Annotated in this window: 6 protein-coding genes; 2 read left to right on the top strand and 4 right to left on the bottom strand. The window is 66.4% G+C overall.

Annotated elements, in window-relative coordinates; all coding sequences use genetic code 11:
• Window positions 1-42 precede the first annotated feature (42 nt).
• On the bottom strand, window positions 43-11,685 hold the full coding sequence (locus tag OX460_RS00905) for a hypothetical protein (protein WP_289897312.1): 11,643 nt from the start codon (window positions 11,683-11,685) through the stop codon (window positions 43-45).
• A 582-nt stretch (window positions 11,686-12,267) separates the two neighbouring features.
• On the opposite strand from OX460_RS00905, the gene OX460_RS00900 reads away from it, so the two are divergent.
• Window positions 12,268-13,002, top strand: a complete 735-nt coding sequence (locus OX460_RS00900; protein WP_289897311.1) for a YceI family protein — start codon at window positions 12,268-12,270, stop codon at window positions 13,000-13,002.
• Here OX460_RS00900 and OX460_RS00895 read toward each other — a convergent pair.
• Window positions 12,965-13,594, bottom strand: coding sequence for a LysE family translocator (locus OX460_RS00895; RefSeq protein ID WP_289897310.1), 630 nt, complete (start codon window positions 13,592-13,594; stop codon window positions 12,965-12,967). The genes OX460_RS00900 and OX460_RS00895 overlap by 38 nt on opposite strands.
• A 156-nt stretch (window positions 13,595-13,750) precedes the next feature.
• Between OX460_RS00895 and OX460_RS00890 the strand changes: the two genes are divergently transcribed.
• Window positions 13,751-16,642: a hybrid sensor histidine kinase/response regulator gene (locus OX460_RS00890; RefSeq protein ID WP_289897309.1), complete on the top strand. Its 2,892-nt coding sequence runs from the start codon at window positions 13,751-13,753 to the stop codon at window positions 16,640-16,642.
• Here the strand turns inward: OX460_RS00890 and OX460_RS00885 are convergent.
• Both OX460_RS00885 and OX460_RS00880 read right to left on the bottom strand, forming a co-directional pair.
• On the bottom strand, window positions 16,627-17,538 hold the full coding sequence (locus OX460_RS00885; protein WP_289897308.1) for an alpha/beta hydrolase: 912 nt from the start codon (window positions 17,536-17,538) through the stop codon (window positions 16,627-16,629). The two genes, OX460_RS00890 and OX460_RS00885, sit on opposite strands and share 16 nt — an antisense overlap.
• 46 nt (window positions 17,539-17,584) lie before the next feature.
• Window positions 17,585-20,722 carry an NAD(P)-binding protein gene (locus OX460_RS00880; RefSeq protein WP_289897307.1) on the bottom strand — a complete coding sequence of 1,046 codons (3,138 nt, stop codon included), beginning with the start codon at window positions 20,720-20,722 and terminating at the stop codon, window positions 17,585-17,587.
• Window positions 20,723-20,813: the final 91 nt, after the last annotated feature.

The raw sequence follows: 20,813 nt of genomic DNA, 5'->3' as shown, positions 1-20,813 counted from the left end.
TCTTTAGCAGCATTGGCAAGCGGCAAGTAAGGTGACAGGGGCTTATTTCGCATGGCTGCCTCCTGCGGCTGGCGCGGCGGCAGGTACGCGCGGTGCGACGACAGGCTGGTTGGCGCTGTCCGTTGCCTGGGCCGGCGCGGCGGCCGGCTGGCTGCTGAAACTCAAGCCCCCTCCCTTGCCGCCCTCCCTTTCCACGCTGCGCACCTCGCCCTGCGCGCGGCGCGCCTTGACTTGCTCGAGCACGGGATTCGAGCACGAACCTTCGATGAAGTCGGCGCGCAGCAGCTCGCCGTTCTTGGTATCGAGGAACAGGCTGTGCGGATCGCCCAGGTTGCGGTTCGACGCTTCCATCATGCGGCTGGCGCGCGGCAAGGTTGCGCCATCGACCTTGATCGCATGGCTGTTCGGCGTGATGCCGCAATAGCTGTACTTGCCTTCCACGTCCGTGGTGAAGTTCGTGCCATCCTCCATATACAGCCGCACGCCCGGGATGCCCAGTTCCTCGCCGTCCTGCACGTGGTTGTTGTTGCAGTCGACAAACACCTTGCCGGCGATACAGGCATCCGTCGTGAACACGCCGCCCATCACCTTCACTTTCGCGCGCGCCTCGTTCGAGGGCGGGCCGTTGGTGGTCGTTGCCTGGGCCCGGTTGATGCCGTCGCCCTGCAGCGAACCGACGCCCACGCGCAGGCGGTAGCGGAAGCTGGCGCTGGCGTTCGGGGCCAGCGATTCCAGCTTGAAGTTCAGCTGGGGACCGGGCTTGCCGGAAGGATCGGGCTGCAGCACATTGTTGCGCGTGGTCGTGCCGTCGATGTAGCGGAAGCCGGCCGGCAGTTTATCGAGCACGCTGACGCCGAACGCCGTCGCCAGGCCCGTGTTCTTCACCTCGATCGTGTATTGCAGGCTGTCGCCGATCTCGGCCTGCGTCTTGTTGACACTCTTGCTGATCAACAACATCGGTTTGTCCTTCGTGTTGAACACGACGGGCGTAAAGCTGGGCGGCGTGGCGCCTGGCGTGGCCGGCAGCAGCAAGGTGTCGGCCGAACTGGCCAGGGCCAGCACGCTGGCCGGCGCCACCGGCGTGCTGATCCCGCCGGCGCCGCTGTAGCTGTGGCCGATGTTGCGCCCGCTCCCATCCGTGCCCAGCATGGTGCTCGCATATACCTGGTTCAATTGCGGCACGGTGGGAATCGCCGCCACGCTGCCGAAGTCGACCAGTACCGTGAAGACGATGTTGCAGCTTTCCTGCGGCTGCAAGTCGCCCTGGCCGCTCAGCAAGCCAAACACGGTGACGCCGTTGAAGTCGGCATTCGCCACGCAAGCCGTGGCGCCGGCGGGCCGCGCCGTGACGGCCAGGCTGCCCGGCTTGAAGGTGACGTTCGTGGCCGTGGGGAAGACGGCCTTCAGGTTTTCCGCCACCTGCACCATGGTCGAGGTCGGATAGCCGGCAGGATAGCGGTTGGCCGCCTGCACCGTGTAGCTGATCTCGAACTTGCTGGCATCGACCTGCTGCTGCGCCGACACGGCCTTGATGACATCGACCACTTGCCGCAGCAACACTACGGGCGTGGGCGTGTCTTCGCCCGTGAAGGCGACGCCGCCCACGGTATCCGAGGCATTGCCGTTGCGGTTAGGATCGACCTTGTCCGCCAGCGCGGCCACCTCCGCCGCCGTGGCCACGGCGCCCGCATGGCTGCCGCCATTGTTGGACGCATCGAACACGAGGCTGCCCACGGGCGGCGTATACGTGGGGTTGGCGGCGATCACGCCTGCCGCCGGGGCGGGCGGCACACTGATGGCGCCGCCTCCGTTGGCGACATTGCCGCCCAGCGCGCTGGCAAACACGCTGTTGTTGTACTGCGGCAAGGTCGTCTCCTGCACCGTGATTTCCACGGTGAAAGTAATGACGCTCAACTCGCCCTCGCCCAAGGCAGCATCACCATTGAGCAAACGCAAGTCGCTGCCGCCGCAACCGCCCGTAAAGCCCGGATTGACGGCCAGCTGCCGGCTGCCGCCAATGGCGGGCGCGGCAGGTGGCGCGATGATGCGGCACGCGACCGGTTCAGGGAAGGCGGCACGCAGGCTGTCGAGCGCCTGTACATTTTGCGCCGCGCCCTTGCCCACGTTGCGGATCACCACCGTGTACGGCACGTTGAAGACCTTGGCCGACAGCTGGGTCACCTTGCCCACGCCCAGCGCCGCGCCGATGGCGGGATTCGCCACTTCCGTGACGGCCGTGCAATCGGATGCCTGCGCGCAACGCGGCAAGTCGGAACCGGTGGGCACGATGGTGTTGCTCAGGGTGCCGCTGGCCGCCACTTTCGCACTCACCGTGACGGCGGCCACGGCATTCGGCGCCAGGCCGGCCGGCACCGTGCAGACGAGTTTATTCGCCGCCAGCGGCGCGCACGTGGTCGGTGCGGCAGGCGTGACGACGATATCCGCCAGGCTGGCGGCCAGGTCGTCCGTCAAGGTGATGGCCGCCGTGGTGGCGCCGCTGCCGCTGTTGGTGGCCGTGATGGTCCAGCTGACGGTGTCGCCGATGCTGGCATTGGCCTTGTCCGCCACTTTTTTCACCATCACGCTGGGGCTGGTGACGTTGGTGGTGGTCTGGCAATCGGCCGGAGACAGGCACAGCGGCGCATCGGGCCCGGACGGCACGACGCGGTTGAGCGCCGCGCCCGCCTGGGTGACGGTCGCCGACACTTCCACGCTGGCTTCGCCGCCATTGCCGATCAGGCCGGCAGGCACGCTGCACGTGAGCACATTGCCGGCCACGGGCGCGCAAGTGGCGCGCACGGGCGTGAGCACCACGTTCGCCAGGCCGGCCGGCAAGGTGTCGACCAGGGTCATGACGGCGCGCGTGGGGCCGGTGCCCGTATTGCTGGCCGTGATGGTCCACACGACGGTGTCGCCCACATTGGCGCTGGCACGGTTGACGCTTTTCCGCACCGCCACCTTGGGTCCCGTCAGCACGACGCTCGATTCGCAGCTGTTCGCCTGCGCGCAGGCTGGATTGTCGGGTCCGCTCGGCATGACGCGGTTCGACAGCACGCCTTCCAGCGTGCCCGTGGCCGTCACGCGCACGCTGCGCGTGCCATTGCCGATAGCCAATTGACCAGCAGCAATGCTGCAGCTTTGCACGCTGTTCGCCACCCAGTTCGCCAGCGGCGGGCACGTCACGCCCGCATCGGCGTTGACCGCCAGCACCGTCAGGTTCGGCGGCAGGATGTCCGCCAGGGTCACCACGCCCAGGTTGGCCACGCCGCCGCTGTTGATGGCGGTAATGGTCCAGATGATGCTGTCGCCCACGTTGGCATTGCCGACGTTGGCCGTCTTGCTGACGCGAATCACGGGACCAGGCATGGTCACCGTGGCCGTGTTCGGCAAGTCGTACTGCACTTCCGTCGAGCTGGTGGCGATGATGCTGACGATGGTCGACACATTGCTGGCTGGCTGGATATACGACAGGCCAAAACTGTGCAGTTCGTTGGCCGCCAGGCTGGCGGGCAAGCCCGTCACCGTCAGCATGCCGCTGACGGCGTCATAACTGCCGGCCGCGCCGTTCAGGGTCACGCCCATCAGGCCTTGCGCCAGTTTCAGGCTGTACGTCACGTTCTCGGCCGTGCCGGGACCCACATTGCTGTAGCTGACGATGCCGTTGATCTGGTCGCCGGCGCTGGTGGTGCCGGGGAAACCGTTCAGGGTGGTGGTCACGTCGACCAGCAGCTTGATGGCCGTGGTGGTGGTGGTGCAGTCCGCCGCCTGTGCACAGACAGGATTGTCCGGGCCGCTAGGCAAGACCGTGTTCTGCAACACGCCGGCCGCGCTGGCCGTGGCGCGCAGCACCACTTGCGCCTGTCCGCCCGGCGCCAGGCCGGCCGTCACGCTGCACGTGACGATATTGCCCGCCACGGGCGCGCAGGTGGCCAGTTGCGTGGACAGCACTTGCACGCCGCTGACGCCCACTGGCAGGTTGTCGGTCAGCACGATGGCGGACTTGGTTGCGCCCGTGCCGCCATTGCTGGCGGTAATGGTCCAGGTCAGCAAGTCGCCCACGCTGACACTGCTCTTGTCGACGCTCTTGCGCACCGTCACTTGCGGCGCGACGAGGGTCGTCGTGGCCTGGCAAGCGCTGGCCGTGTCGCAGGCGGGATTGTCGCCGCCGCTGGGCACGACGCGGTTCGACAGGCTGCCGCCCGCAGTGCCGCGGCCCGTGATGACGACCTTGCGGCTGCCATTGCCAGCGGCCAATTGACCTGCCGCAATCGTGCATGACTGCACGCTGCCTGCCGTCCAGCTGGCGGCCGGCGGACAGCTCACGCCCCCATCGGGCGTCACGCCGAGCACGACGATATTGGTGGGCAGCACGTCGGCGATGACGACGGCGTTTTGATTCGGCAAGTTGCCCGTGTTCGTGGCCGTGATGCTCCAGGTCAGGATATCGCCGACGGCCGCGTTCACCTTGTCGACCGTCTTGCTGGCGCGAATCACGGGGCCGGGCAAGTTCGTCGTCGCCGTATTCGGCAAGTCGTTGACGATTTCCGTGGAGCTGGTTCCCACCACGCTGGTGATGCGCGAGCTGTTGCTGGCCGGCTGGGTGTAGAACAAATTGAAACTGGCACTCTGCCCGGCGATCAAGGTGGCCGGCAAGCCGCTCAGCACGTACAAGCCCGTGGCGCTGTTGTAGACGCCGCTGATGCCGGGCGCGCCGCTGACGGGGCTGACGGAGACGCCGCCCAGACCCGCTTCCAGTTGCAGGCTGTAAGTCACCGTTTCCGCCACGCCCGGCCCGACGTTGGCAAACGTCACCACGCCGCGGATGGCATCGCCCGCATTGCTGCTGGCGGGAAAACCGTTCAGGGTGGTGGTCACGTCGACCAGCAGTTTCGATACCACCGTGGTGGTCTGGCAATCGCCGGGCACGGCACAGACGGGATTGTCCGGCCCGCCCGGCAGCAGCGCATTGACGAGGCTGCCCGACAGGGTCGCCGTGGCGCTCAGCTTGACGGTGGCGGCGCTGCCGGCGGCCAGGCCGGCCGGCACGCTGCAGTTGACGACATTGCCCGCCGGCGCGGCGCAGGTGACGGGCGCCACCGGCGTCACCAGCACGTTCGCCAAGCCAGCAGGCAGAGTATCGGTCAGGGTGGCGATGGCCGTGCTCGGTCCCGTGCCGGTATTGCGCAAAGTCAAGGTCCACGTCAGGGTATCGCCCACGTTGGCCGCCGTCTTGTCGACCGTCTTGCTGGCGTGCAGCAGCGGCGAACTGACGGTGCTGGTGGTGCTGCAATCGCCCGCCTGCAGGCAGACGGGGTTATCCGTCCCGCTGGCGCTGACGCCATTCACCAGGCTGCCAGCGGCGGCGGCACGCGCCGTCACTTGCAGCGTGGCATTGGCGCCGGCGGCCAGGCCGGCCGGCACGCTGCACGTGAGCACATTGCCGGCCAGCGGCGCGCAGGTGACGGGCGCGGCGGGCGTGACGACGATATTCGCCAGGCCGGCCGGCAAGGTGTCGGTGAGGGTGACGACGGCCGTGCTGGCCCCCGTGCCGCTATTGGCCAGGGTGACCGTCCATGTCAGGCTGTCGCCGATATTCAGGGCCAGCTTGTCGACGCTCTTGCTCAGCGCCAGGCTGGGGCTGGTGATGGTGGTCTGCGTCTGGCAGCTGTTGGCCTGGAAACAGGCTGGATTGTCCGGACCGCTCGGCATGACCTGGTTGGCCAGGTTGCCGCCCGCGCTGGCCTTGCCGGTCAGCACGATCTGGCGCTGGCCGTTGCCGGCCGCCAGCTGGCCGATGGCCACGCTGCAGCTCTGGCTGCTGTTGGGCACCCAGCTGGCCAGCGGCGGACAGGTGACGCCGCTGTCGGGCGCCACATTCGTCACGACGATATTGGCTGGCAGCAAGTCCGTCAGGATCACGGCGCCCTGGTTGGCCAGGCTGCCCGTGTTGCTGGCCGTAATCGTCCAGATAATTTCCTCGCCGACATTCGCCACGGCCTTGTTGGCCGTCTTGCTGACGCGAATGATGGAACCGGGCATGGTGACGGTGGCCACGTTGGGCTGGTCGTTCGGCACTTCCGTCGATGTCGTGGCGATGCGGCTGACCACGGTCGACAGGTTGCTGGCAGGCTGGATGTAGCTGAGCTGGAAGCTGAAGCCCTGCCCCGCCGCCAGGGTGGCGGGCACGCCGCTGAAGGTCACCAGGCCGGAGCCGCCGTTGTAGCTGCCCGTCACGCCGCCGAGGTTGACGCCGACCAGGCCGGGCGCCAGTTGCAGGCTGTACGTCACGCCTTCGGCCGGGCCGGGGCCGATATTGCTGAAATTGACGGTGCCCGCAATCGTGTCGCCCGCATGCGTGCTGCCGGGAAAGCCGTTCAGGGTGGTGGTCACGTCGACCAGCAGTTTCACGGCCGTGCTGGTGGTGCTGCAATCGCCGGGCTGCGGGCAGACGGGATTATCAAGACCGCTCGGCACGACCGTATTGACATAGGCGCCGGCCGCATTGGCCACGCCCTTGACGACGATATTGAGCGTGGCGCCCGCCGCCATGCCGGCGGGAATGGAACACACGAGCTGGTTGCCGTTCGGCACCGCGCACGTGGCGGGCGACGCGGGCAACACTTGCCACAGGGTCAGGTTGGCCGGCAAGGTGTCCGTCAGGGTGATGATGCCCATGGTCGCACCCGTGCCCGTATTGGCCACGGCTATCGTCCACGTCAGCGCCTCGCCCACGTTGATATTGCTCTTGTCGACGGTTTTACGCACAGCCACCTGCGGGCTGAGGATGGTGGTCGTCGTCTGGCACGAAGCGGCCTGGGCGCAGGCGGGATTGTCTGGCCCGCTCGGCAGCACTTTATTGCCCAGGCTGCCTCCAGCCGTGCCCCTGGCCGTGATGATGATGCTGCGGCTGCCATTCACGGCGGCCAGCTGGCCTGGCGCGACGGTACACGCTTGCGCGCTGTTGGCCAGCCAGCTGGCCAGCGGCGGGCAGCTGACGCCCGCGCCCGGCGTGACGGACAGCACCGCCACGTTGGCGGGCAGGATGTCGGTCAGGGTCAGCACGCCCAGGTTGGCCAGGCTGCCCGTATTCGTGGCCGTGATGGTCCAGGTGATCGTCTCGCCCACGTTGGCCGTCGTCTTGTCGGCCAGTTTCGTCACGCGGATGATGGGGCCGGGCACGGTTGCCGTGGCCGTGTTCGGCAAGTGGTTCGCCACTTCCACCGAGGTGGTGGCGATGCTCGACGTCACCATCGACAGGTTGTCGGCCGGCTGCGTGTAGCTGACGTTGAAACTGGTGCTCTGGCCATTCGCCAGGCCCACGGGCAAGCCGCTGAGGGTGACGACGCCCGTGGCGGAATTGTAGCTGCCCACGGCGCCCGTCAGGGTGACATTGCTCAAGCCGGGCGTCAGTTGCAGGGTGTACGTGACGCCTTCGGCCGGGCCCGGTCCCACGTTGGCGTAGGTAACGGTGCCGGAAATCATGTCGCCCGCCAGGGTATTCGGCGGGAAATTGTTCAGGGTGGTGGTGACGTCGACCAGCAGCTTGACCACCGTGGTGGTGGTGCCGCAATCGCCGGGCAGTACGCAGGCGGGAGTGTCGGGACCCGATGGCAGCACGCTGTTGACGGCGGCGCCAGCCACGGTGACCGTGGCGCTGACGACGATTTTCGCCGAGGCGCCTGGGGCCAGGCCGGCCGGCACGCTGCATGCGAGGTTCTGGCCCGCCACGGGCGCGCAGCTGGCAGGCGCCTGCGGGCTGACGACGACGTTCGCCAGGCCGGCCGGCAAGGTGTCGGCCAAGGTGACGGCACCCGTGCTGGCGCCCGTGCCGCTATTGCTCACCGTCAAGGTCCACGTGAGCGTGTCGCCCACGTTGACGCTGGCCTTGTCGACGGTTTTCTTCACGGCCACGTTCGGTCTGGTGACGGTGGTGGTGGTCTGGCAATCGCCCGGCGTGGCGCAGGCAGGATTGTCGACGCCGCCCGGCAGGAGGCTGTTGGCCACCGTGCCGGCCGCATTCGCCACAGCCTTGATGGTCACCGTTGCCTGCATGCCGCTGGCCAGCCCTGGCGGCACCGTGCACGTCAGCGTGTTGCCGGCGGGCACGCCGCAACTGGCGGGCGCCACGGGCAGTATCTGCAGCGCGCCCACGTTGGCGGGCAAGGTGTCGGTCAGGGTGATCGGGCCATTCGTGGGGCCGCTGCCGCTGTTGATGGCTTTCAGGGTCCACGTGATGGTGTCGCCGAGGTTGACGGTGGTCCTGTCGACGCCTTTCGTCACGGCCACGCTGGGGCTGGTCACCGTGCTGGTGGTGGCGCAGGCGGCAGGCGTGGCGCAGGCCGGGTTGTCGGCGCCGGACGGCACGACGCTGTTGTTGTAGGTGCCCGCTGCAGCAGGCTGGGCCGTGACGGTGAAACCGGCCACGCCGCCATTCGCGGCCAGACCGGCCGGCACCGTGCACGTGAGGGTATTGCCCACCGGCGCGGCGCACGTGGCGCTGCCGACCAGCGCCACGTTCACGCCCGTCAGGTTGGCCGGCAAGGTGTCGGTCAGGGTGATGGGCGCGGTGCTCGCGCCATCGCCGCTATTGGTCGCCGTGACGCTCCAGGTCAGGGTGGCGCCGATATTGATGCTGGCGTGGTCGACGGTTTTCGTCACCGCCACCTTGGGGCTGGTGATCGCAGTGACCGTACTGCAATTTTCCGCCGTGGCGCAGGATGGATTATCGGGGCCGGCCGGCATGATGCGGTTGGCCAGGCTGCCGCCCGCCGTCGCATGCGCCGTGACGCTGACGCTGCGGCTGCCGTTCAGGGCCGCCAGCTGGCCGGCGGCGATGGTGCACGTCTGGGTGCTCGACGCCACCCAGGCCGCCAGCGGCGGGCAGGTCACCCCGGGTGCCGCCACCACGTTCGTCACCATCAGGTTGGGCGGCAGCAAATCGGCCAGGCTCACGACGCCCTGGTTGGCGATATTGCCCGTATTGCTGGCCGTAATCGTCCACGTGATGTTTTCGCCCACGTTGGCCGTCAGCTTGTCGGCCACCTTGGTGACGCGCACGTTCGGCCCCGGCACCATCACGGTGGCCGTATTCGGCAAGTCGTTGGCCACTTCGACGGAGGTGGTGCCGATCACGCTGGTGACAAACGAACTGTTCGTGGGGGGCTGCGTATAGCTGAGATTGAAGGTGACGCCCTGCCCGGCCGCCAGGTTCGGCGGCAGCCCCGACAGGACGATGAAACCCGTGCCCGCGTTGTACACACCCGTCACGCCGCCGACGGACACGCCCGTCAAGCCAGGCGGCAATTGCAGCGTGTATGTGACGTTTTCCGCCGCGCCCGGTCCCATGTTGCGGTAGGTAACCGTGCCGCTGATGGCATCGCCCGCATTCGTCGAGCCGGGAAAGCCGTTCAGGGTAGTGGTGACGTCCACCAGCGCCTTGCTGACCACGGTGGTGGTCTGGCAGGCGCCCGCCGTGGCGCAGCTGGCGCCATTGCCGCCGGACGGCGCCACGCTGTTGATGAAATTGCCGGCCGCCGTCGGCACGCCAGTGATGCTGACCTGGGCGCTGGCGCCCGGCGCCAGGCCGGCCGGCACGGTGCAGCTGAGCGTATTGCCGGCCAGCGGCGCGCAGGTGGCGGGCGCCGTGGGCGTGACGACGATGCTGGCCAGGTTGGCCGGCAAGGTATCGGTCAGGGTCAGGATGGCCGTGGTGGCGCCCGTGCCGGTGTTGTTCGCCGTCAAAGTCCACTGCACGGTGTCGCCGATGAAGGCGCTGGTCTTGTCGACGCTTTTTTGCACGCGCACGAGCGGGCTGACGATGCCCAGGGTATCGCTGTCGACGTTGTTCGCGGGGATCGGGTCCAGCGTGCTCGCGCCGGCCGTGGTGGTGATCGTCAGGCTGCCGCTGGCGGGCAGGTTGAAGGTGGAACTGCAATTGATGCGCGAGCCGGGAATGAACGGCGACACGGGCGCGCTGCAGCTGGCCGTGGCGCCGGCGGGCAAGCCGCTCATCACGCAGGTGGGCGCGGCCGCGCTGTCGGGGCCGTTGTTCGTGCACACGCCCGTCACCGTCACGGGCGAACCGGCATTGTAGGGACCGGCCGGCACCGTCGTGACGGCTTGCATGTCCGCCTGCAGGCGGCGGTTGCTGATGGTACACGTGACGGGCGCCTCGGGCATGGTGAAATTGCCCGCGTTGGCCGCGCCGCTGGAAATGACGGCGGCCGTATCCGTGCGCACGCAGCTGTAGCTGCTCTGGTACTGGGCCAGCACGGTGGCCGTGCCCGCGGTTTCCGCAAACGTGACGAGGTTGCCCACGCGCACCACGGCGCTGGCCGTGGCGCCGTTGCCGCCCTGCACGCCGGCCGTGCCGTTGGCATTCATGATGAACAGGCCGCTGTCGCCGACCGGCGCCAGCACCTTGAGCACCGTCAAGGTATTCGTCCTGACCGTGGCCGTGGTGCTGCTGCTGTTGTTGCTCAGATCGCTATCCGTTTCGTTGGGCGAGACGGTCACATTGGCCGTATTCACGATGCTGGCGGCGTCGCCCGGCGTGGCCGTGATCGTCACCGTCAGGTAGGCACCCGCGGTAGGGTCGCTGACGGCGCCATTCACGGGCAGGTTGCCCATGGTAATGCTCACGTTGTTGCTGCCCGCACCCGAGGTTTTCGTGCCGCAGGAAGCGCTGCCGCTGGCGGCGCAGGTCCAGCTGACATTGCTCAGGCTGGCCGGCAGCACGTCGCTGAAGGTGGCGCCCGTGCTGAGGGCCGGGCCGCGGTTCCACACCTTCATGGTGTAGCTCAGGGGCTTGCCGACGGAAAACTGCGCCGGGCCCACCTTGCTGACGGCCAGGTCCGTCTTGCTATTGGTACAGTCGGCATAGGAACTGGCCAGGCCGGGATCGCGCAATTGCGCAGCGGGAATAATTTCCGTCACATTGTCAGGACGCGTCCAGCGCATGTGCAGATAATTGATGCCGCCCACGTTATTCCACAGGACGCGGGCCAGATAACAGCCGCCGGGCGTGGCGCTATTGAAATTGCCGGCCAAATTCTGGAAATCCGTTTCATTATTCGAATATTCGGCCACGCTGCCCACGGCCACGTTGTACACGGTATTGCGGTAATTGGTCGAATATTGGGTCGAGAAATCCACCTTCACGTCGTCATCGTGCGCGACGCTGAATTTGTAATTGCCCGCCTGGGGAAATACCACCAGCGTGTACATCACGCGGCCCATGATCCAGGCCCGGCAGGCGGCCGACGTTTGCTGCGTATCGAAGTTGCATAACTGTCCGGGATTGGCGGTCGTGCCATTGGCCCAGTCCAGCTGCGCCGACGTCCCCGTGCGCGCCGCGTTGGCGGCGGGATTGGCGGCCAGCGCCGCCAGACTGGCGAGCCGGCCCGTGCTGCCCGCGTTGAAGCCGTTGTTGTAATTGGGCGCGGGCGGATTGGCCGGCACCCGCTCGATGCCGCGGTAATCCTCCCACAACACCTGTGCGGCGGCGGGCGCGGCGGCGCCCAGCAGCAGCGAAGCGAGCGCCAGCGGCGCAACATGACACTTGGAAAGATGAGGCAGGCGGGCGCGGCCGACAAGCGCGGCCAGCATCCCCAGATAGCGCCCGGCGGACGAAAAAGCTGCGTGGCGGCCGGAACGGCCTGCCGTTTCCTGGTGTGTTTTGATCATGTTGTTCGCTAAGAAATGTACCGCTGCAAGATGCAGACAAATATAAAAATGACATTTATTTGTCATGATTATATGAACAAGTAACACTTCAAGCGTACGACAACAGTGGTTTTTTTGTTTCCAACAATGAAATTAAATTATCTCGTTGATATTTCACAACACATTCATCGAATTCATCGTGTAGACACGCCGACATTCTATTTTTACCGCATACTGATTAGCTCGGCATTATATTTAAATTATCATTTACATAATCATGCGAAACTATCAAACGCGTAGTTTGTTTTTCAAAAGAAACTATTAATGCTAATTAACAGCATTAATTCGAATATGCCTTTTCCCGGCATGCGCGGCAATTCCGCCATTCGATTTTTTACCGCCGCACATTCATTTTCTGGCGCCTGCTGTTAATACCAATTCCATTGCATTCACGTCCATTTCCCTGCAAGAGCTGGCATGCGGCTGGAGGAATTGGTCTTGCAAAACGGGAGCGCATGCGTCGCGGCTATCGCACCGGTGCCCGGATCGCTTACTATCGCCCCATCGCGCCCTGCGCCATCCCTTTGCCAGGAGTCCTCATTGATGCCACTTGCCCACCGCCGCCTGCTGCTGGCCTGCGCCTGCGCCTTGCTCGCGGCCTGCAGCCCGTTCGCCCCGCCGCCCGCCGCCTCGCTCCCGGCCGCGCCGGCAGCGGCGCCGGCCATGCAGGCGCCGCCCTGGCAACAGCCGGGCGTGCGCATCCTGCACATCGCCCCGCAGGAATCCCTGCTGACCATCACCGTGCGCCGCGGCGGCGCGCTGGCGCGGCTCGGGCATGACCACGTGGTGGCCAGCCGCAGCCTGCAGGGCGTGGTGGCGCCCGCGCCGGGACGCGCGCAGTTCCGTTTCCGGCTCGACGAGATGAGTGTGGATGAAGCCGGCCTGCGCCAGGCGGCCGGCTTGACGACGACGCCGTCGGCCGACGCCATCGCCGGCACGCGCCACAACATGCTGGTGCGCGTGCTCGAGGCGGAACGCTATCCGTGGGTGAACATCGAGGCGCGCCGCACGGGCGACAAGGAAGTGCTCGAGGCGGACATCACCCTGCATGGCGTGACGCGCACGCTGCAACTGCCGGTGCGGATTGAGGAAACGGCCGATGGCCGCCAGCTGCAGGCCAGCGGCAGCCTGCTCTTGAAACAGAGCGACTTCGGCATCGTGCCCTTCGCCGTCCTGGGCGGCGCCATGGCCGTGCAGGATCAGATGGAACTGGCGTTTCGCATTACCGCCAGGCAAGAACTCAGCGCGCCAGGATCAGGCGCAAGCCCAGGCCGATGAAGATGGTGCCGGCCACGCGGTCGAGCCACAGGCCGGCGCGCGGGCGGCGGTTCAGCCAGTGTCCCGCGGCGCCGGAAAAATAGCCGAGCAGGCCGAACAGCACACAAGCCTGTGCCGTGAAGACGAGGCCCAGCTGCGCCGTTTGCCAGCTGGCATTGCCCTGGCCCGCGACGATGAACTGCGGCAGGAACGACAGGAAAAACAGCACGACTTTCGGATTGATACTGTTGGCAAACAATCCCTTGCCGAACAGGCGCAGCAGCGATTCGTCCGGCAAGGCCGCCGCGCCATCGACTTTGGCGCCGCCGCGGCTGCGCAAGGCGCCGATGCCCAGCCACACCAGGTATAGCCCGCCGGCCACTTTCAGCGCGGTAAAGGCCGTGGGCGAGGCGGCCAGCAGGGCCGATACGCCGATGGTCGCCAGCACGGTGTGCGTGAGGCAGCCAAGGGCGCAGCCCAGGCCGAACGCCATGCCCTGGCGGCGCCCGCGCGACATGCCCACGCCCAGCACCATCAGATTGTCGGGGCCGGGACTGGCGGTAATGAGGACGGCGGCGGCCAGGAAGGCCAGGAACTGGTCGGGACTGAGCATGAATATCTCGCGGGCAAAGGCGCCATGATACCGGAGCGGGCGTCATGCCGACAGGACATGAAATTGTCCGTATGCCAGCAAGAGTCGATTAAAATGGGCACTCCACAGCAAACGGCGTTGCCGCCGCTTCCCGCGCGACCATCACCAAACCCATCGATGCCAGCCCACCCGCCCCTTTCCCGCCACCGCGCTTCCAGCTCCCGCGTCTGCGCCTGGCTATGCGGCTGGCCGCTCCTGGTCGGCCTGCTGATCGGCCTGCTGGGCCTGGCGGGTGGGGCGCAGGCGGCGCCCTTGCCCCTGAGCAAGCAAGGCATCCAGCACCTGGGCAACGGTGGGCAACTGTTTCTCGCCGGAAATGACGCCGCACCCGCCGATGCGGCCGCCCTGCCCGCCTGGCTGGCGCAACAGCGCCCGGCCAGCCAGGTCGACCTGTTCGGCGGCGCCTACTGGCTGCACGCGCAGGTGCGCAACGACAGCGGCGAAACGTCCTGGGTCATCGACCCGAACGACACCCTGATCGACCTGGTCGACGTGTACGTGTATGGCCCCGGGCCGCAGACGGCGCCGCAGACCTTGCTGACGGGCTACCAGCGTCCGCACGAATATTTGTTGCACTACGGCAGGAACGTGCAACTGGCGCCCGGCGCCACGTATGACATCCTGATCCGCTTTTCCAGCCCCTATTACGCGCGCGCGCCGCTGTTCGGCGTGCAGACGCAGCAGGATTACCGCAAGCTGGTGGGCAAGGAAAACTTCCTGATGGTGGCGTCGATCGGCGCCCTGCTGGCGCTGGGCCTGTTCAATTTCTTCATCTTTTCCATCACCCTGGAAAAAGCCTCGGCCTATTACGCGCTGTACGTGCTGACCTATGGCCTGGCCTGGGCCATGACCTTCCACGTCTTTGCCGACCTGTTCGACTGGCGCCTGCTGCAGCTGCATTACGTGCCGTTTTTCCTGCTGCCCGTCTTCAGCACCCTGTTCTACACGCATTTCCTGCGCCTGCGCGACTACTCGCCCCTGCTGCACCGCATCAGCAAGGTCAACCTGGTGCTGCCCCTGCTGCTGCTGCCCAGCTGCTTCTTCGCCCTGTCGTATGCACACACGCTGGCCACCATCGTCATCAGCATCTGGATGCTGCTGGCGCTCGTCTGCGGCATCGTCGTCTGGTGCCGCGGCTACCAGCCGGCGCGCTTCTTCGTGCTGGCCTTCGTCGCCCTGATGCTGCCCGGCTTCCTGATCCTGCCGGCCAACCTGGGCCTGATGCCCGCCATGGTGGCCAACGCCCAGCTGGTGACCCTGCTCGGCGGCACGTTCGACGGCTTGCTGCTGGCCTTTGCCCTGGCCGACCAGATCCGCCTGCTGCGCAACAACCTGGAACAGCGCGTGCAGGAGCGCACCCTGGCGCTCACCCTCAGCAACGACGCCCTGCTGAAAGCCAAGGAGCACGCGGAAGTGGTCAGCCGCCACCGCATCGATTTTCTGTCCGCCATGAGCCACGACATCCGCACGCCGCTGGCCGGCGTGATCGGCATGCTGAAATTCGCCCTGCGCGACCAGTCCGTCAAAGGCCGCACGCAGGAATACCTGCGCATCGGCTTGCACAATGGCGTGTCGCTGTTGACCATTCTCAATGACATCCTCGATTTCTCGAAGATCGACGCCGGCAAGCTGACCCTGGAAACCGTGGACTTCGACCTGCTGGCGCTGATCGGCGACGCGGCCGGCATCGTGCAGGGCCAGGCCGACGCCAAGAGCCTGCTGCTGCGCCGCGAACTGGCGCTGGACTTGCCGCGCTACGTGCGCGCCGATCCCACGCGCCTGCGGCAAATCCTCATCAACCTGCTGGGCAATGCGCTGAAATTCACGGCGAATGGCGAAGTGCTGCTGGAAGTGCGGCGCGCCCGCACCCCGCCGCGCCGCGACGGCCGCAGCGAGATCGAATTCATCATCAGCGACACGGGCCCCGGCATCGACGCGGACACCTTGCCCCGTTTGTTCCAGAAATTCGAGCAGGCCGACCATTCCACCACGCGGCGCTACGGCGGCACGGGCCTGGGCCTGGCCATCTGCAAGGAGCTGGTCGAACTGATGAACGGCACGATCGGCGTGGAAAGCCGCGTCGGCATCGGCTCGCGCTTCCATTTCACCTTGCCGCTGACGCCGGGCAGCGCGCCGGCGGCCGACGCGCGCCGGCCGGCACGCCACGCGCGTCACGCCTGCCGCCTGCGCATCCTGTGCGCGGAAGATGTGCGCACCAACCAGATCATCATCGGCACCCTGCTCGAAAGCATGGGGCATGCCGTGACCATCGTGGAAAACGGCGAGCAGGCGCTGCGCGCGCTGGGTGCGGGCACCTACGATTGCGTGCTGATGGATGGCCGCATGCCGCTGATGGATGGCGAACAGGCCGCGCGCCTGATCCGCGACGGCGGCAACGCCGAATTCCCCATTCCCGACGCACACATTCCCATCCTCGCGCTGACGGCCAACGCCAGCGAACATGACCGGCAACGCTATCTGGCCGCCGGCATGGACGACTTCCTCAGCAAACCCGTCGACGAAGCGCTGCTGTTCGAGAAAATCGACGCCCTCATCGACCTGCTGCTGGCGCGCGGCCACGCGCTGCCGCCAGCGGCGCCCACCGGGGACGACAGCCTGGCGCGCCAGTTCGGCCTGGACGACGCCGACGACGCACCTCCCGCGCCGGCCGATCCCATGACGGCGCCCGTGCATATTTTGCCGCTGGCCGGCCTGTCGCCGCAGCATTTGCAGCGCATCGCGCAAGCGTTCCTGACGGAAGCGCCGCGGCGCCTGGACCTGGCTTGCCACGCCGTGCGCGATGGCAACGCCAGCGCGGCCGCCGCCGCCTTCCACGCCCTGAAGGGCAGCGCCGGCTACCTGAGCCGCCCCACCCTGCACGGCCTGTGCCACCAGATGGAAACCCTGGCCTCGAACGGCCAGCTCGATAACGTGGAACAGTTCCTGCCGCAGTTGCAGGAGGCGCTGAGCGTGGCGCGGCGCGACCTGGAAACTCAGCCCGCTGGCTGAGCCATCCAGCCATGCGCTTGCAGCCACGCCAGCAACAGCCGCGGCCAGGCGGCCGGCTCGCTGCCCGGCTTGCCCAGGCCCCAGCCATGGCCGCCGCGCTGGAACCAATGCAGTTCGACGGGCACGCCCGCGCGGCGCAGGGCGGCCGCCATCAGCCGGCTGTTCTCGGGCGGCGCAATCGGGTCATCGAGCGCCTGCGCAATGAACACGGGCGGCGTGCGCGCATCGACGTGCAATTCCACCGACAGCGCGTCGCGCGCCGCCTGCGCGGGGTGACGTCCCAGCAACTGCTTTTTCGCGTGCGTCGTGTCGAATGGCGCCTGCATGGTCAGCACGGGATACAGCAGCACGGCAAAGTCGGGGCGCGCGGAGACGGCATCGACCGCATCGACGGGCGCGTAGCGGGCCGCGTCGGGCTGCACGGCCGTCATGCCGGCCAGGTGCGCGCCGGCGGAAAATCCCAGCATGCCGATGCGCGCCGGGTCGATGCCCCATTCCGCCGCGCGCGCACGGATCACGCGCATGGCGCGCTGGCCATCCTGGAACGGCGCGCTGACGCCTCCCCTCTCCTGCGGCAGGCGGTACACGAGTTCAAACGCCGTGACGCCCTGCGCCTGCAGCCAGCGGGCGGTGGGGCCGCTCTCCTTGCCCGCCTCGATATGCGCATAGCCGCCGCCGCTGACCAGGAGCATGGCGATACCGTTCGGCTGCGCCGGGCGGTGCGCGATCAGATACGCTTGTTCGACCTGCGTGATGGAACCCTTGGCGCTGTCGCGCTGCGGACCGGGCGCCGCGCCACCAGGCGGCGCGCCGGGCCACAGCATGATCGCGCCGGGCGGCGCGGCGACCGCGTGCAGGTTGATACAGATCAGAAACAACAGCATCAGGCGTTGCATGATTCGCTCGCGCAGGGAACAATGAAACGCCATCATAGCGAAATCACTAAAAATCCGTCTCCCCCTGGATCACGGCCGGATACCCCGTCATGGCGCGCGACGTCTGCATGCCGGCCATGACGGCCGCCTCCACGCAGCCCGCGTTGATGCCCGTCTTGATCCAGTCGCCCGTGAGGAACAGGTTGCTGAACCCCGACTGGTCGGTGGCCAGCCGGTACTGCGTGCTGTTCACGACCGACATCACATAGCGCTCGGACGGATCGACATTGGCGCGCCAGTACTGGCTGTCGAAACGGGCCGCGCCCGTGGCCGCCTTCGCGTCGACCAGCCATTGCCATGGAAACGCGCCCGGCCCGCCCGCCTCGGGCCACAGCGCGCCGATCTCGTGCTCCAGCTGGTGCAGCGCGCCCTGCTTCGCCCTGGCCGCGCAGCGGGCCGGGAAATCCGTGTCGGTGACGGGCGGATAGCTGTCGACGGGGAAGGCGCTGCAAAAGTAGGAGACGTTTTTCGGCGCCAGTCCCGCCGGCCAATCCTCGCGCGCCAACAATTGATCCATCGGCGCCCACGTGTCGTACGGCTCCGTGAAGGCCGACAGCACGGGCTGCTGGCCCTTCGGTTGCGTGGTCCAGCCCATCTGGCGCAAATCCTTGTTGAGCCACACCTGATAGGCTTGCGTAGCCACGGTTTTCACCTTGTCGGCCGCCAGTTGCAGGGCCGGGCTTTGCGCCAGCAGTTGCGGGCACAAGGCGGGCAGCGAGCCGATGGAAATGCCGAACACCACCTTGTCGAAATCGACGCCCTTCTTCAATACCGTGGCGGGCAGCGCGCGGCCGAACGCTTGCTGGTACTGCTGCGGCCAGTCGCTCCAGTACGATTCCAGGTTGACGTCCTGCGCCTGCAGCAGCGCCGCCTGCGCCGCTTCGATCTGCGCGTAATCGGGCGCGCTGGGCCAGCACGCCAGGCCTTTCACGTCGACCAGCGGCGCATAGCCGGCGGCGGGGTCCTTCAATTGCACCTGCTCGGTGATGCGGATGCTGTCGATGTCGCCCGCGCCCGGCACCAGCTCCTCCACGCGCTGGAAGAATTTGAATTCCACGCCCCTTTTTTTCAACACTTGGTACAGCGGCGTGAAGATCGTGTCGCCCATGCCGGCCTGCATCTTGAACATGATGCCGCCCTTGTAGGCCAGGCCGATGCGCGCCATCGCCCGCAACAGCGTCCCCGCCTCGATGTTCGGTTTCGCGAAATCGCCGCCCTCGTAGGCGAACACCAGGTCATAGAAGCCGCGCACGGGCGCCGAGTTGACGCTGAACTGCTCGTCGCCGCCATGCTTGCGCAGCCAGTCGCGCAAGTCGATATCGTTGATGACGTCGAAGCCGTTCTTGAACACGCCATCCTGGAACATGCCCTTCATGACCGTGATGCCCAGGTCCAGGCAAATGAACAGGCGGCGCAATTCGTCGTCGCCATCGATCAGCGCGCGGTAGCGCAGGCGCAGCCAGGCGCGGATGCCGTTCAGGGTGCTGGCCAGCAGCTGATGGCGGGCCTGGTCGTGGCGCGTGGAGTCCGGCGCCAGGTCGGCCACCAGCGCCGCCAGCGCGCCCACGGACAAGCCCACGTCCAGTCCCAGTTCATCGGCCTGCCCCACCACTTCATCGGCCAGGCGGCGCAGCCAGCCCGGCCACACGCCCTCGCCTTGCGATGCGCTGGCGCGCACGATGCGCGCATCGGCGTCCGCCACTTGCCGGATCTGGCGTATCCATTGCTCGATCCAGCCCACCATGGCGACGGCCATCTGCCACAGGGTGATGTCTTCGCCGCCCTCGCCCGGCTCGCCCGGCAAGGTGGGAAAGACGATGGACCAGTTGCGCCACTTGCCCTTGACGTCTTCCGACAGGGCCACGTAATCGTGCTGCTTGAAAGCGTCGCGCCAGGTGGCCAGCGGCGCGCCGGGAGGACGGTCCAGGCTCGCATACGCTTCCTTGATCATCCTGAAGGCGTTCGCGTAAAAGCCGAACCAGATGTGCAGGCCGTGCTCCTCGATGCGCTGGCCCGCTTGCGCATTGCGTCCGCTGGCGCCCTTGCCGCCCAGGCGCCAGCCCAGCTGGTACACGGTGATGGCGTGCCGGTTTTGCCAACCCGGCTGGTTCGTCAGATAGTACGCGGTGGTCATGGCCGCCACGCCGCCGCCGAGGATGGCGATCTTTTCCGGCGCGATGCGGGAATTGTCGACCAGTTCCTCGCCCGGCATGGCCGTGAAATCGAAATTCACCTGGAACGGCAAGATCGCCGCCTGCGGTCCCAGTTTCAGGCCCAAGGTCTGATCCAGCGGGAAGCTGTCGAAGGCGTGCAGCGTGCATTCGTATTCGTAGCCGAGCAGGCGCGCGCTGTGCAGGCGGTTGATCTCGGCCGGCGCAGCCACCAGGGCCTGGTACACGGCTTTCACGCCCGCGCTGTCGGGGAATTGCTTGAGGAAAATCTGGTCGATGCGCGGGTTGCGCAGCAGCGACAAAACATCGGCCCAGCCGGCCTGATCCATGTCAAAGAAATCGGGGATGGACAGGAAAATCTGGAACGCCTGCTCGATGAGTTCCAGGAAACTGTTGATGGGCTTGTGCTGCCCCGTCTGCACGGTGGCGTTGACTTCCAGCAAAGGGTGCAGGGCCAGTTTTGTTTCCGGCGAAAAATGCTGGAAACCCTTGGCGGCCACGGAGCAGCGCAGCGGTTCGCTGCCGGCGGCGGGGATCTCGTAGTCGCACAGATACTTCGGATAACCGAACAGTTCGCGCCCGTTGATCAGGGCCATGGCGTCATCGACGAAGATATGGCACGGATACCAGTAGATATGCGCGAGCTTGCCGGCGGCATCCATCTGGCCGACCATGATCCAGGTGACGATATCGACTTCCGTGATCCAGCCCTTGGCCTGGTCGACGGGGTTGGCGGAATCCGCATGGTTGACGCGCGTAAACGTCAGCATCACATACGGCGACAGGGCTTTCAGTGTCATCTTGCTGCCCGCCACCTGGTTCAGGGTGGTATTCACGGTCGCTTGCAGCTTCGCCAGGTCGCCCCGGACGAAATAGCCGTACATTTCCGACTGTTTCAATTGCAGCGGCGAGTGCATCATCACCGAACCGCCCTGATAGATATACGAAGGTCTTGCCGTAGGTATCGCCGTCATTGCCCTGCCCCCCTTAAGTTTCATTCAAACAAGATTTCCACAGTGTATTTGAGAAATATCAATGAATGATATGAAATAAATTAAAGGATTT

This window comes from Janthinobacterium sp. SUN033 (genome assembly GCF_030397595.1).
Taxonomy (GTDB): Bacteria; Pseudomonadota; Gammaproteobacteria; order Burkholderiales; family Burkholderiaceae_D; genus Janthinobacterium; species Janthinobacterium kumbetense.
The sequence above is the reverse complement of the archived record's forward strand: the minus strand, read 5'-3'. Positions and strand labels throughout refer to the sequence as shown.

Coding starts and splice junctions, on each gene's coding strand:
- OX460_RS00905 (WP_289897312.1), bottom strand. CDS start 11,685: ATGATCAAAACACACCAGGAAACGGCAGGCCGTTCCGGCCGCCACGCA.
- OX460_RS00900 (WP_289897311.1), top strand. CDS start 12,268: ATGCCACTTGCCCACCGCCGCCTGCTGCTGGCCTGCGCCTGCGCCTTG.
- OX460_RS00895 (WP_289897310.1), bottom strand. CDS start 13,594: ATGCTCAGTCCCGACCAGTTCCTGGCCTTCCTGGCCGCCGCCGTCCTC.
- OX460_RS00890 (WP_289897309.1), top strand. CDS start 13,751: ATGCCAGCCCACCCGCCCCTTTCCCGCCACCGCGCTTCCAGCTCCCGC.
- OX460_RS00885 (WP_289897308.1), bottom strand. CDS start 17,538: ATGCAACGCCTGATGCTGTTGTTTCTGATCTGTATCAACCTGCACGCG.
- OX460_RS00880 (WP_289897307.1), bottom strand. CDS start 20,722: ATGACGGCGATACCTACGGCAAGACCTTCGTATATCTATCAGGGCGGT.